Below are 13,092 nucleotides of genomic sequence, written 5' to 3'. Positions count from 1 at the left end.
GTGGCGGCGACAATCTTCGGCAGGTAGCGGACGCCCGGGAATCGGGCATTCGGCCGTCTTTCGAGGGGCTATGTGCACAGCCTTGGCCCGGCGTTCGGGAAGCGTTCGACGTATCAATGCCTTTTGACCGTCCTCGCTTCCTTTTCTTCCAGTCGTTCATCCACGCGTTTTCCGGCCACTGTCAGGCGACCGAGATGACGCTTTCCAGGGAACCGGTGGCGGTTTCGTCGGACGACTCGAGTGCCTCCCGGATGGCGGCGGCCACGACCGGGTGCACCGGCAGGGCGAGGTGTCCGATGCCGCTGACCCTGACATTCGTCGTGATGAGGTCGGGGTGGTCGATACAGCCGGCCTCGACCGGGATCATCAGATGGTCGAGTTCACTCCAGAAACTCACGAAACGGGTTCGGCAGCCGGGCGCGGGCCCGCGCAATTCCTCGATCACGTCCGAGTGGGGGAGCATCTGCCGGACGAGTGGGTGGGCGCTCATCAACAGAGCGATCTGGGTTCCCTCGTGCGGCGTGCCAAGGGTGACGAGCGTGCGCACCCGTCTGTCACCACCTTGTCGCTGTACGTAGTACCGGGCGATCAGGCCACCGAGGCTGTGTCCGACGATGTCGACGTCCTGGTGTCCCGTGCGGGCGCAGATCTCCTCGATGTGCTGCCCCAGCAACTCGGCCGCCGCGCGGATGTCGCAGGTCAGCAGCGAGTAGTTGAGCGACTCCGGGTGCTGCCACCCGTGCCGCAGGAGGGAACGGCGCAGCAGGACGAAGACGGAGCGGTTGTCCACGAAGCCGTGGAGCAGTACGACGGGCCGGTGCCCCTGGCCGGGAGGGGGGAGGTGCTCGACCGTGGACTCCCCGGTGCGTGGGTGCCCGAGTGGCCGCCCGTCCGGCTTACGGAGGGGGGCGCCGAGGGCTTCGACCGCGGGCGACCCTGCGGGGGGCCCGGTGTGCCCTGTCGACGCGTTTCCGTCCACGCTTCGCCTGCCCGTGGGTCCGCCGGGCGGTGCGTCCAGTGGCAGGTCGATCCGACGCTCATCCGTGATGCCGGACGGGTAGAGCAGCACATGCCCGGCCAGGATCGCGAGGTCGAGGGCCGTTGCGCGCAGTGGCACGGAGGAAAGCTGGAGCTGGCGCAGCAGCCATTGGGGGGAGAGGAAATCCGGCAGCACCTTCATGGGGGCGACCTCCCGAACCGCGTATGGAGGCGACCTTGTCCCCACACGCACTCATGGGTGCCACGGAAGAGTCCTTGGCTGACATGACGGACATGTCAGCTTCCGTGCCATCCACCGTGCAGCCGATGGTACGGGTAATGCGGCGCTCTCGCCTGCGGCTCCCGTCACGCGGCACCCGGGTGCGCCTGGGGCGGAGCAGACTTCCGGATTTCCGCCCTGACACGGGGCGTGACGCGTAGTGAATGTGTCCCATGTGTGATTTCCCCCTCCCTGGCCACCTCGAAACGGCTGGTTGCGAGATGCTGTGGATAACGTTCGTTCACGTTCGTTCGCATCGTGCATGGAGGCAGTGATGGGTGTGGTCGGTCCGATCCGCGTAGTGGTCGCCAAGCCGGGTCTCGACGGGCACGATCGCGGGGCGAAGGTCATCGCGCGTGCCCTGCGGGATGCCGGTATGGAGGTCATCTACACCGGCCTCCACCAGACGCCCGAGCAGATCGTGGGAACCGCCATTCAGGAGGACGCCGACGCGATCGGGCTCTCCATCCTGTCCGGCGCCCACAACACGCTCTTCGCGAAGGTGATTGAGCTGCTGAAGGAGCGCGACGCCGAAGACATCAAGGTCTTCGGCGGCGGGATCATCCCCGAAGCGGACATCGCACCGCTGAAGCAACTGGGCGTCGCTGAGATCTTCACCCCGGGTGCGACCACGACATCCATCGTGGACTGGGTCCACGCGAACGTACGCCAGCCCGCCGGCGCCTGACCGGCTGGTTCCCTGGTTGGTCACCTCCTGGTTGCCCTGCCTCCTGGCTGGGCGATCTCCTGGCGGCCACCCCTCTTGGCTGGGCGATTCTCCTCCTCTTGGCTGCCGCCCCTCCTGGCTGCTGCCCCCTTTCCTGGCTGGCGGCACCTCCTGACCAGCCGTCCGTCTGGCCGACCGGCAGGGACACCCGGTCGTTCGAGAGCCGGCCACAGAGTTTCGCCCGGGCTGTCCGGAGCTGCCACCGCTGGCCTGGCTGCCCGGGGGGTGCCTCTATGTCGTTCGTCAATTCCGCGCTGCCGGTTTCGGGGGTGTTGGTCTGGTTTATGCGGCGAGGGCAACGGTGGGTGTTCGGGGTTCGTAGAAGGTTCCGTCGCGGAGCATGGCGAACAGGACGCTGATGCGTTGGCGGGCGAGGCGGAGGAGGGCTTGGGTGTGGGTCTTTCCGCGGGCGCGTTGCTTGTCGTAGTAGGTCCGGGAGGCGGGATCGGCGTTCATGCAGGCGAAGGCGGACAGGAACATGGCCCGTTTGAGCTGGCGGTTTCCGCCTCGTGGGGCGTGTTCGCCGTGGATGGAGGTTCCCGACGACTTTGTTGTCGGGGCGAGGCCCGCGTAGGAGGCGAGGTGGGCGGCGGTGGGGAAGTTGGTGCCGTCGCCGACGGTGGTCAGCAGGACTGCGGCGGTCCTGACGCCGACGCCGGGCATCGAGGTCAGGACCGGGGAAAGAGGGTGGGCCTCCAGCAGGGTGTTGATCTGGGCTTCCAGGGCCCGGCGCTGTGCGTGGACGGCGGCGAGCGAGCGGGCCAGGGACGGGACCACGATGTCGAGGGTGCCGGTGCCGGGAACGGTCACGGTCTGCTCGTCCAGGGCGTCGAAGACGTCGTCGATCAGCCGGGCGGCCATGCGCGGGGCCTTGGGCCGGATGAGTTCGACGAGGCGGCGTCGGCCGGCTTTGCGCAGGGCGGCCGGGGAGCCGTGGCGTTCCAGGAGCCAGGTGACGGCCTGGTGGTCCAGGCGGGGGCCCAGGACACGCTCCAGCGACGGGTGGAACTGGGTGAGCAGGCCGCGTATCCGGTTGCTGGTGCGGGTGGCCTCGGCGGCGAGGTCCTGGTCGAAGCCGGTCAGGACGGTGAGCTCGGCGGTGATCTCGTCGGCGAGTTCGAGCGAGCGCAGGGTGTGGGGCAGGGTGCGGGCGGCATCCGCGATCACTGCCGCGTCCCTGGCGTCGGTCTTCGCCTCGCCGGGATACAGGTCAGCGATCCGGCGCATCGCGAGTCCTGGCAGGTAGGCGACTTTGCAACCGGTGTCCCGGGCGACGGCCAGGGGCAGGGCGCCGATGGAGGCGGGCTGGTCCACGATCACCAGCACCATGCCGAACTTCGTGGCCAGCTTCTCGAAGACGGCCCGCAGATTCGGCTCGCTGTTGGGCAGCTGCTTGTCGAAGACCTTCTTCCCGGCCGGGGTCAGCCCGTGTCCGTGATGGGCACTCTTGCCGACGTCCAGGCCCAGGAAGACGCCCACCTCAGTGGTGTCGAGCATCGTTGTTCTCCCTCTCCTCAAGGGGGTGTTCACGGTGCCGGCCTCGGCATGGGTGTCGTACGCGCGCATCCACGTTATGCAGACCTGCCGCCCGCGAACTGTCCGGCATTGCGCCGGACCGGGCGGTGGCCGGACCTCTCATCAGCGTCTCCGACAACACCTCCCGGGCCCGGTGACACCACCCCCCAGGTCATGCCTTCGACAGGGGGCAACAGTCATGCCGGACCCGGAGGCCAGCGGTCCCATTGCAGGACCGCGAAAAACATAACGGGGTAGCCAGGACCAGCGGGCGGCAGGCCGCAGGGACCAGCGGGCGGCAGGCCGCAAGGACCACCCGGCGCGGCAGTCAGGGCCCGCCGGTAGACGCCCAGCAAACGCCCGCCGCCCAGGGGGCGGTCTCTGCTGTCGCCCCCGCCCGCAGGTGGGCCCACCACGCAACGGGCGACGGTGATCACGCGCCCTGCACAGCGAACACCTGCCCCTGCACGGCGGCTGCGCTGGGCAGGGCCGCAGCTTTGCGGTTGCGCGCTTTGCCGTTGCGTGCTCTGGGGAGCGCGCAACGCGGTAGCACGTCAGGTCGCGTCGCGTCGTATCTGCGGCAGGTTGTGGATCACCCTTTCCCCAGAGCTCACGGGGGCGGGGTGTTCGCCCGCGGAGTCGTGCAGGGAACCGGATACGCAGCATCAAGCCGTCGGTTCCATCGCCTCTGCCAAGCGCGCCTCCCCTGTCAGTTCCTCCGCCAGTTCCCCTGCCAGTTCCGCGGCCATCGCAGCCCGGAGCTTCAACGTCGAGACCAGCCGCTGGAATGCCTCCGACCAGTAGCCGCCGGCTCCCGGTGACGCCCTCTCTGTTTCGTCCGGTAGCGCGGTGAGGATCTCAAGGCGTGGTGCTTCGGTGGGGTCCAGGCACCGTTCGGCCAGTCCCATGACGCCGCTGAAGCTCCAGGGATAACTGCCCGCATCCCGCGCGATCTCCAGCGCGTCCACCACGGCCCGGCCCAGCGGCTCCGCCCAGGGCACATCGCAGACGGCCAGCAGCTGGAACGCCTCCGACAACCCGTGCCCGGCTATGAACTCCGCTATCCAGCGAGCCCGTTCGTCGTCCGGTAGCGCGGCCAGCAGTTCGGAGCGCTCGGCGAGGGACGTCGTGCCGGGACCCGAGAGCAGCGCTCGCGACCATTCGGGGTCCCGCTGCCGCACTGCGGCCCGGCGCCATGCGGCGTGCAGTTCCTCTGCCCAGCCGTCCGCCACCGGCAGTGTGACGATCCGGTCGGGCGTGCGGCCTCGCAGCCTGGTGGTCCAGACACCGAGCGGAGTGGCCTCCACCAGTTGGCCCAGCCACCAGGACCGCTCGCCCCGTCCGGCCGGTGGGACCGCGGACACGCCGTCGCGCTGCATCGCCGCATCGCACTCGTGCGGCGCTTCGACGGAGATCCGGACCTGGTCCACGGACAGGTCCAGACTGACGCACGTCATCGCGCGGTCCGCCATCCGCCCGGCCAGCGCGGACGTGGGCAGAGCGGAGAGCAGTTCGGCCGCGGTGGAGCGGACATTGCGGCTCCGGTCGGCCAGGGCTCGCTCCAGGAAGGGCTCGTCCCCATCCGTGAGCCCGGTGCGCAACGAGTCGAGGAACATCAGCCGGTCCTCGGCTCGTTCCCTGGTCCATGTGGTGGCGAGCAGGGCGATACCAGCTGCCGGTGAATGCGCCCGTACGGAGGTGAGGAGTGCCACGCGCTCGACGAACAGGCCTTCCTCCCAGAGGCCTTGAACGGCCTCCGTGGCGGTGGGCGCGGGCAGCGCCCCGCCGCCCGACGTGCTGCGCAGCGCGAATTTCCAGTCAGGATTGAGCCGGGCGAGCCACAGTCCGCGTGCTCCGGCGAAGGCGAGTGCGTGCGGCCGCAGATCCGTACGCGCCCGAGCCGCGTCGAGCAGCGCGTCCAACTGCGAGGCCGGCGCGCGGTAGCCGTGCCGGAGAGCCGCCGCAAGCCACTGGGGCAGCAACTCGGTGAGGTCGGGTGCCGCGCCGCGCCGTCCGCCCGATCCCGGGGGCCCGGGCCGGTCGGCCAGCAGTTGAGCCAGTCTTCGTCTGGCAGGCTCGGGCGGCTCGGGCCGTGGATCGTCCGGAGCAGGGGAGGGCGGCGCGGCTGCGGCAGCGGGAAGCAGCCCTGCCCTGCGCCGTACGGTGTGGAGAGCGGCCGCGTCCAGCAGCGGAAGGTCCCCGGTCGGCGGTGGCCTGCGGTCGGTGCCGAGCAGAGCCGAGGTGACGAGCTCTTGCCAGGCGGCGGTGCGGGTGCTGGTCATCGGCCCCTCCGTGAGCGTGCATGCGTGAACGTATAGATGAATGCGGATGTGAGCGCGGTGGAGTACCCCGGCCCGACGGGCGCTCAGCCACGTTGCCGAGCCGGTCACGTCAGCCAGAGGTCACGTCCGGTCGGGCCAGGCGGGTCACGCCAGGCCACGTGAGGCCGCGTCAGACGGCGCCACGCCGTGTCACGTCAGCGGCACGGCTTCGGCGGTACCTGGCGTCCATGCCGTCAGTGGGGTGAATCCTCGGTGTCCGCACTCGCCGAACACGGTGACCGGGCTCCCACCGGACAGGGCGGTGAGCTTCCACAGCCCTGTTCTGGCCGATGCGTCCGAGGCGATGGGCAGGGCGGACTCGCCCTCGGCGTCGGCCAGTTGCCAGCCGCTGCTTCCGCCGGCACCGGGCACCGGTATGACGGAAGACAGGGTCGCCGGCCAGGAACCGAGCCAGGGGTCGTCGCGCAGGGCCTGTCCGTACGCGCGGAGGGCGGCGCCGGTCGATATCCCCTCGGGTGGGCCGTCCGACCGTCCCGGAGGGCCGAACCGCTCGCCGAGCGCGGCCCGTAGCTGACCCGAACCGGGATACGGCATCAGGTCCGCATCCAGCGTCAGGCCCACGGGCAGAGCCACCCCTGGCGCTCTGCCCGCCGCACCGAAGTCCAGCAGCTGTGCTGTTCGCCCCGACCGGCTTCCGTGCAACCAGATGCGGCGAGTGGTGAGTTTTCCGTCGGCGGAGTCCTGCTGCGAGAGAACCAGCCACCTGTCCCGGACCGGCGGGCCCTCGGCTGATACCGGCAGACCGACGCGGGTACGGACCGTCGTGGCCAGCGCCTCCGGCAGCAGCTCACGTCCGAGCCAGGCCCTGTCCAGCAGATGCAGCATCGCGCACTCCTCCAGCAGGCGCACCGGCCAGCCCTGGCCGGACGACGGAATGGCGGACAACTCCCGTACACGGGAGGCAAGTCCGGGAGCCTGTGCGTCGACCATGCGGGCCGCTGTCTCCTCCCACAGCGCATACCCTGCCTGCTCCGCCCCCGCCAGACCTCTCCGCAGCAGGTCGTCGAGGCGCTGTTCCAGCTCCGTGGCGCCCGCGGTGACCCGCTCGGCGCGGCGCTCCGCCCGCCGCCTGGCCGCTTCGGGATCCACCGCCTTCCCAGGACCGGAACCAGGACCACCCGCCGAACGGTCCTCAGGCCGGTCCGCCCTGCGGCCTTGGATCCACTCGCCGGCCCACTCCGGCGGCGTCGGTGTGTCTTTCACCGCCTCGTCCGCAGCCGCCCAGAGCAGCAGCAGACCCAGCGCGTGCTTGCACGGAAACTTCCGGCTGGGGCAACTGCACTTGTACGCCACCCCCGCTGTGTCGACGACTGTCCGGTACGGCTTGCCACCGCTCCCGCTGCACAGCCCCCACACGGCGCCCGAGCCGTCCGACCACCCCGCTTCCGACCACGACCCGGACGATGCGCCGAGCCTGCTCCCCGCCTTGCGTGACGCCGCGTCAGGAGCCAGTGCCAGTACTTGGTCCGCAGACCAGCGCACCGCCTGCCGAACCTCCTGCAGAACCCCCTGCTGATTCATGGCTCCGAAGGTACGTGCCGCCACTGACAAACGGCCGTGAGCTGCGGAGACGGCCGATTGTCAGTGCCATGGTGCACGGTGGTGACCACATCCGGTCGAACGATCTGGAGGGGGATCCATGACCACGTCCGAAAACCCTGGTGCAGAGGTTCTGAGGCCGCACGCCGAGGACGCATTCGCCCACGAACTCACGGCACTTGCCGCTGCGGACGACCGTCCGCGCCCCGAGCGCTGGAAGCTCTCGCCGTGGGCCGTGGCCACCTACCTCCAGGGCGGCACGCTGGCGGACGGCACGGTGATCACCCCCAAATACGTCGGACCGCGCCGCATCGTCGAAGTCGCTGTAACCACGCTCGCGACCGACCGTGCGCTGCTGCTGCTCGGGGTCCCCGGCACCGCCAAGACCTGGGTCTCCGAGCACCTCGCGGCGGCCGTGAGCGGGGACTCGACCCTGCTCGTCCAGGGCACGGCGGGGACCCCCGAGGAAGCGATCAGATACGGCTGGAACTACGCGCAGCTGCTGGCCCATGGACCCAGCCGTGACGCCCTGGTGCCCAGCCCCGTCATGCGGGCCATGGCGGAGGGCATGACCGCACGCGTCGAGGAACTGACCCGGATCCCCGCCGATGTGCAGGACACCCTGATCACGATCCTGTCCGAAAAGATGCTGCCCATCCCGGAGCTGGGCGAGGAGACGCAGGCAGTCCGCGGATTCAATCTGATCGCCACGGCCAACGACCGCGACCGCGGAGTCAATGAGCTGTCCAGTGCGCTGCGCCGACGATTCAACACGGTGGTTCTGCCGCTGCCTTCCACCGCTGATGCGGAGGTCGACATCGTCTCAAGGCGCGTCGATCAGATCGGCCGTTCGCTCGATCTTCCTGCCGCGCCCGAAGGGATGGACGAGATCCGCCGGGTGGTGACCGTCTTCCGTGAGTTGCGCGGTGGGGTCACCGCTGACGGGCGGACAAAGGTCAAGTCCCCGTCGGGCACTCTCTCCACAGCCGAGGCGATCTCCGTCGTCACCAACGGGCTTGCGCTGGCAGCGCACTTCGGCGACGGGGTGCTCCGGTCGGCCGATGTCGCCGCCGGTCTGCTGGGCGCGGTCGTACGCGATCCGGCGGCCGACCGGGTTGTCTGGCAGGAGTATCTGGAGACCGTGGTGCGGGAACGGGACGGCTGGAAGGACTTCTACCGGGCCTGCCGGGAGGTCTCGGTATGACCGGCTCCACGGCTTGTCCCGTCTCCGGGGCGCCCTCGGTGCGGCAGTCCGCACCGTCCGGGCAGGGCGCTCCTTCGGCCCCCGTCACACCGTCCGCGCCCGCCACGTGCTCTGTGGCGGCCGATCCTCTGCTGCTCGGTGTGCGGCACCACGGCCCCGGTTCGGCCCGTGCCGTGCTGGCCGCGCTGGACGCCGTGGGACCCGACGCCGTGCTGATCGAGGGGCCACCCGAGGGCGACGCCTTGCTGCCGCTCGCCGCGGACACGGAGATGAGGCCACCCGTCGCACTGCTCGCCCATGTGGTGGGCGATCCGGGCCGGGCGGCATTCTGGCCCCTGGCGGAGTTCTCGCCGGAGTGGGTGGCGATCCGCTGGTCACAGCGCCACGGGGTGCCGGTCCGATTCATCGATCTGCCTGCGGCGCACTCCCTTGCGATGGCCGAGGAGGAACCCGGGGAGCAGTCCGCCTCGGAGCCCGGCGAGGGGGCGGAGGGGGAGGCCGGACACGCCGGAGACAGCGGGCCCCTGCGGTCTCCTGCTGCGGTACGGATCGACCCGATCGGCGTGCTGGCCGAAACCGCCGGGTACGACGACGCCGAGCGCTGGTGGGAAGACGTCGTCGAGCACCGGGGCCCCAGCCGCCCCAGCCGCCTCAGTGGTCCCGGCGGTCCCGGCGATGCCGGCGGTCCTGGCGATGACGGCTCGGGGAAGGACCCCCTCGCGCCGTTCGCCGCACTCGCCGAAGCCATGGAGGTCCTCCGCGAGACCTACGGCGACGCGGGATTTCCCCGGGACCGGGTGCGCGAGGCCTTCATGAGGATCCAACTGCGTGCGGCCCGGAAGGAATTCAGCGGCCCGGTCGCGGTGGTCTGCGGCGCCTGGCACGTCCCTGCCCTGACTGTGAAGACCACCGTTGCGGCTGACCGTGCCCTGCTCAACTCGCTGCCCAAGGTGAAGGCCGAGACGACCTGGGTGCCCTGGACGCACCGGAGGCTCGCCCGGCACAGCGGATACGGAGCCGGAATCGAGTCGCCCGGCTGGTACGGGCATCTGTTCAGTGCCGACGACCGCCCGGTGGAGCGCTGGATGACCAAGGTCGCCCGGCTGCTGCGGGACGAGGACCGGATGGTCTCCTCCGCCCATGTCATCGAAGCGGTGCGGCTCGCGGGGACACTCGCCGCCCTGCGCGGGCGCCCGCTGCCCGGGCTGACGGAGACGACCGATGCCGTGAGGGCGGTAATGTGCGAAGGCTCCGACGTACCGCTCATGCTCGTCCAGGAGCGGCTGGTAGTCGGCGAGGAGCTCGGAGAGGTCCCGGACGCCGCCCCTGCCGTGCCGCTCCAGCGCGATCTGACCCGGGCCCAGCGCACGCTGCGGCTCAGACCGGAGGCAGTGGATCGGGACCTGGACCTCGATCTGCGCAAGGAGACCGACGCTGCACGGTCCCGGCTGTTGCACCGGTTGAGGCTTCTCGGGGTCGGCTGGGGTGAGCCGGGCCGGGGCCGGGCGAGTACGGGCACCTTCCGGGAGAGCTGGCGGCTCCGCTGGGAGCCGGAGCTGTCCCTGCGGATCGCGGAGGCCGGGATGTGGGGTACGACCGTGCTCTCCGCCGCCACCGCCAGAGCCGAGTCGCAGGCCGTGTCCGCGACCGCGCTCGCCTCCGTCACCGCACTGGCCGAGCAGTGCCTGCTGGCTGAACTGCCCGATGCGCTCCCGGTGGTGATGCAGGTCCTGGCCGACCGCGCCGCGCTCGACACCGACGTCGGCCATCTCGCCGGTGCGCTGCCCGCGCTGGCCCGTTCGCTGCGGTACGGAGATGTGCGCTCCACGGGTACGGCGGCGCTCGGCGAGGTCGCCGCGGGCCTGGCCGAGCGGATCTGCGTCGGTCTGCCGCCGGCCTGTACGGGACTGGATACGGATGGCGCGAACGAGATGCGGGGCCATCTGGAGGGGGTCCATACCGCGATCGGACTGCTGCCGGATGCCGCAGGGCTGCGTGAGCGGTGGAGCGAGGTGCTGCGCAGACTGTCCGGACGGGACTCCGTCGCCGGGCTGATACGCGGGCGGGCCGTCCGACTCCTGCTCGACGACGGACAGCTTGCCGAGGACGAGACAGCCCGGCTGATGGGCCTCGCTCTGTCACCGGGTGCGCCGCCCGCTGATGCGGCCGCCTGGATCGAGGGCTTCGTGGGCGGGGCGTCCGGGGCGGGGACGCTCCTGGTCCACGACGAGCGGTTGCTCGGGCTGGTCGACGCATGGCTGGCGGGTGTGGCGCCGGAGGCGTTCACCGGCGTACTGCCGTTGCTGCGCCGTACGTTCTCGGCGTACGAGCCGGGGGCACGCCGCACGCTCGGCGAGCTCGTCAGGCGCGGCACTGGGACAGGTGGGGCCAGTGTGGCTGGTGGAGCCAGGGGGGCCCGTGGTGGGGGTGCGGCCGGTGGAGGGCCGGGCGGCCGGGCTGAGGAGTCGGCGCCCGGGTTCGGGGCCGCGCTCGACGCGGAGGGTGCGGACGCGGTCCTGCCGGTACTGCGGCTGCTCATCGGGGGCGGTGGGTCCGCTGTCCGCTGACGGCCCGCCGGCCGGATGGGACCGGAGCTGTGGGAGCGATGGGACCGGCCATGGTGGTGGCGGGCCGGGTGCTGACCGCTGGGGCGAGTGCGGACCGGCTGCTGATGGTCTCTGTGTTGATGGGCCCTGTGGGGGTGGTCCCCGTGCTGCTGGTCCCTGTTGTCGTAGTGGTCCCCCGTGCTGATGGTGATTGCGCTGGGGGTCACTGCGCCGATGGGCTGGACGGTGATGTCTGTGGCAGGAGGAGGTGCAACAGCGGTTGCGGCAGGGGCAGCGGTTGCGGTTGCAGTGATGTGGGGCCGGGAAACGACGGCCGAGGCGTTGAAAGCCCGGGCGTCAACGATCTGATGAGGGCGGGCGGATGAACGGGGTGGATGAACGGCTGCGGCGCTGGCGGCTCGTTCTCGGGGGCGATGCGGCAGAGACCACCGGGGTCTCACTCGGAGGCCGGGACGCAGCGATGGACGCGGCGCTCAGTGCGCTGTACGGCAAGGGAAAGAAGGGAGGCGGGCGCAGCGGCGACCGGCCGGCGGGGCTCGGGGCCTCCGCGCCGTCCGTCGCGCGCTGGCTGGGCGACATCCGTACGTACTTTCCGAGCTCCGTCGTCCAGGTGATGCAGCGCGACGCCATCGAACGGATCGGTCTGTCGGCGCTGTTGCTGGAGCCGGAGATGCTGGAAGCCGTCGAGGCGGACGTGCACCTGGTCGGGACGCTGCTCTCGCTCAACAAAGCGATGCCCGAAACGACCCGGGAGACAGCGCGCACCGTGGTCCGCAAGGTGGTCGACGAGTTGGAGAAGCGGCTCGCGACGAGGACCCGGGCCACCGTCACCGGGGCACTGGACCGTTCCGCGAGGATCAGCAGACCGCGCCACCGGGACATCGACTGGGGCCGCACCATCCGCGCCAACTTGAAGAACTATCTGCCCGAGTACGGCACGGTCGTTCCGGAGCGGCTCATCGGCTACGGTCACGCCGCACAGTCGGTGAAGAAGGACGTCATCCTCTGCGTCGACCAGTCGGGCTCGATGGCCGCCTCGGTGGTCTATGCGTCGGTGTTCGGCGCGGTTCTCGCTTCGATGCGGTCCATCTCCACCCGCCTCGTTGTCTTCGACACGGCCGTTGTCGATCTGACGGATCAAATCGATGATCCGGTCGATGTCCTCTTCGGTACGCAACTCGGCGGTGGTACCGACATCAACCGGGCTCTGGCGTACTGCCAGTCGCAGATCACCCGGCCGACCGACACGGTCGTCGTCCTGATCAGCGACCTCTACGAGGGAGGCATACGGGAAGAAATGCTGAAGCGGGTCGCGGCGATGAAGGCGTCGGGCACCCAGTTCGTCACGCTGCTCGCTCTGTCCGACGAGGGAGCGCCCGCGTACGACCACGCCCACGCGGAGGCGCTGGCCGCTCTGGGAGCACCCGTGTTCGCCTGTACGCCCGACCTCTTCCCGGACGTCATGGCGGCGGCGATCGAGCGAAGGGCCCTGCCCATACCGGACATGGCGCCGCATCAGTGACAGGGGCTTGCGCGACCCCCTGATGCTTGTGCAAACATCGTTCCGTCACCCATAGAGGGGACCGTTCTGGTTGTTCGGGGTGTTCTGGCGCCCGGCCGGTAGGACTACGCCTGAACGAGAACGCACTGGCAAGTACATCCACGTACGCCTGTACAAGCGAAGGCCGTTGCTCATCCTGAATTCCGCCGCTGCTCCCCTTCCCGCAGCCCCGCGCGCCGTGCGCATGGTGGCGGGACGGCACTCGGTCCAGGTGATGCTGTTTCTCGGCGGCCTGCTCGCACTCGGCTTCCTGTGCGGGGGCCAGGCGCACGCGGCCGACCCGCCAGGGACAACCGCACCCGTGGCACGGAACAGCGCAACTGCGCCTGAGGCGAAGGCCAGTGACGGTGCGGTCGGCGCCGAGGGCCGGCGCGCGACC

8 protein-coding genes are annotated in these 13,092 nt (G+C 70.3%); 4 read left to right on the top strand and 4 right to left on the bottom strand.

What is annotated here, in order from left to right:
- Nucleotides 1–181: 181 nt before the first annotated feature.
- Complete coding sequence (locus OG452_RS12930; RefSeq protein ID WP_327295784.1) at nucleotides 182–1,180, bottom strand: esterase/lipase family protein; 999 nt, start codon at nucleotides 1,178–1,180, stop codon at nucleotides 182–184.
- Nucleotides 1,181–1,532: 352 nt separating this feature from the next.
- Here OG452_RS12930 and OG452_RS12925 point away from each other — a divergent pair, with 352 nt between their 5' ends.
- Nucleotides 1,533–1,946: a cobalamin B12-binding domain-containing protein gene (locus tag OG452_RS12925; protein ID WP_327295783.1), complete on the top strand. Its 414-nt coding sequence runs from the start codon at nucleotides 1,533–1,535 to the stop codon at nucleotides 1,944–1,946.
- Between the two features lie 321 nt (nucleotides 1,947–2,267).
- On the opposite strand, the gene OG452_RS12920 is transcribed toward OG452_RS12925, so the two are convergent.
- The 3 genes from OG452_RS12920 to OG452_RS12910 all read right to left on the bottom strand — a co-directional run bounded on the left by OG452_RS12920 (nucleotide 2,268) and on the right by OG452_RS12910 (nucleotide 7,363).
- The gene (locus OG452_RS12920) at nucleotides 2,268–3,482 is read right to left on the bottom strand and encodes an IS110 family transposase (RefSeq protein ID WP_327295782.1); all 1,215 of its coding nucleotides are present in this window, start codon (nucleotides 3,480–3,482) and stop codon (nucleotides 2,268–2,270) included.
- A gap of 683 nt (nucleotides 3,483–4,165) precedes the next feature.
- Nucleotides 4,166–5,782 carry a DUF5691 domain-containing protein gene (locus OG452_RS12915; RefSeq protein WP_327295781.1) on the bottom strand — a complete coding sequence of 539 codons (1,617 nt, stop codon included), beginning with the start codon at nucleotides 5,780–5,782 and terminating at the stop codon, nucleotides 4,166–4,168.
- 189 nt (nucleotides 5,783–5,971) lie between these two features.
- Nucleotides 5,972–7,363, bottom strand: coding sequence for an SWIM zinc finger family protein (locus OG452_RS12910; protein ID WP_327295780.1), 1,392 nt, complete (start codon nucleotides 7,361–7,363; stop codon nucleotides 5,972–5,974).
- Nucleotides 7,364–7,481: 118 nt separating this feature from the next.
- Between OG452_RS12910 and OG452_RS12905 the strand changes: the two genes are divergently transcribed.
- From OG452_RS12905 to OG452_RS12895, 3 genes are all read left to right on the top strand, one after another.
- The gene (locus tag OG452_RS12905) at nucleotides 7,482–8,585 is read left to right on the top strand and encodes an ATP-binding protein (protein WP_327295779.1); all 1,104 of its coding nucleotides are present in this window, start codon (nucleotides 7,482–7,484) and stop codon (nucleotides 8,583–8,585) included.
- Nucleotides 8,582–11,152, top strand: a complete 2,571-nt coding sequence (locus tag OG452_RS12900; protein WP_327295778.1) for a DUF5682 family protein — start codon at nucleotides 8,582–8,584, stop codon at nucleotides 11,150–11,152. Before OG452_RS12905 ends, OG452_RS12900 begins: the two co-directional genes overlap by 4 nt.
- A 361-nt stretch (nucleotides 11,153–11,513) precedes the next feature.
- Complete coding sequence (locus OG452_RS12895; RefSeq protein ID WP_327295777.1) at nucleotides 11,514–12,674, top strand: VWA domain-containing protein; 1,161 nt, start codon at nucleotides 11,514–11,516, stop codon at nucleotides 12,672–12,674.
- Nucleotides 12,675–13,092 lie beyond the last annotated feature (418 nt).

The organism is Streptomyces sp. NBC_01197, from assembly GCF_036010505.1.
Lineage (GTDB): Bacteria > Actinomycetota > Actinomycetes > Streptomycetales > Streptomycetaceae > Streptomyces.
Note: the sequence above shows the minus strand (reverse complement) of the source record. Positions and strands in the feature narration are given on the sequence as shown.

Coding starts and splice junctions, on each gene's coding strand:
- OG452_RS12930 (WP_327295784.1), bottom strand. CDS start 1,180: ATGAAGGTGCTGCCGGATTTCCTCTCCCCCCAATGGCTGCTGCGCCAG.
- OG452_RS12925 (WP_327295783.1), top strand. CDS start 1,533: ATGGGTGTGGTCGGTCCGATCCGCGTAGTGGTCGCCAAGCCGGGTCTC.
- OG452_RS12920 (WP_327295782.1), bottom strand. CDS start 3,482: ATGCTCGACACCACTGAGGTGGGCGTCTTCCTGGGCCTGGACGTCGGC.
- OG452_RS12915 (WP_327295781.1), bottom strand. CDS start 5,782: ATGACCAGCACCCGCACCGCCGCCTGGCAAGAGCTCGTCACCTCGGCT.
- OG452_RS12910 (WP_327295780.1), bottom strand. CDS start 7,363: ATGAATCAGCAGGGGGTTCTGCAGGAGGTTCGGCAGGCGGTGCGCTGG.
- OG452_RS12905 (WP_327295779.1), top strand. CDS start 7,482: ATGACCACGTCCGAAAACCCTGGTGCAGAGGTTCTGAGGCCGCACGCC.
- OG452_RS12900 (WP_327295778.1), top strand. CDS start 8,582: ATGACCGGCTCCACGGCTTGTCCCGTCTCCGGGGCGCCCTCGGTGCGG.
- OG452_RS12895 (WP_327295777.1), top strand. CDS start 11,514: ATGAACGGGGTGGATGAACGGCTGCGGCGCTGGCGGCTCGTTCTCGGG.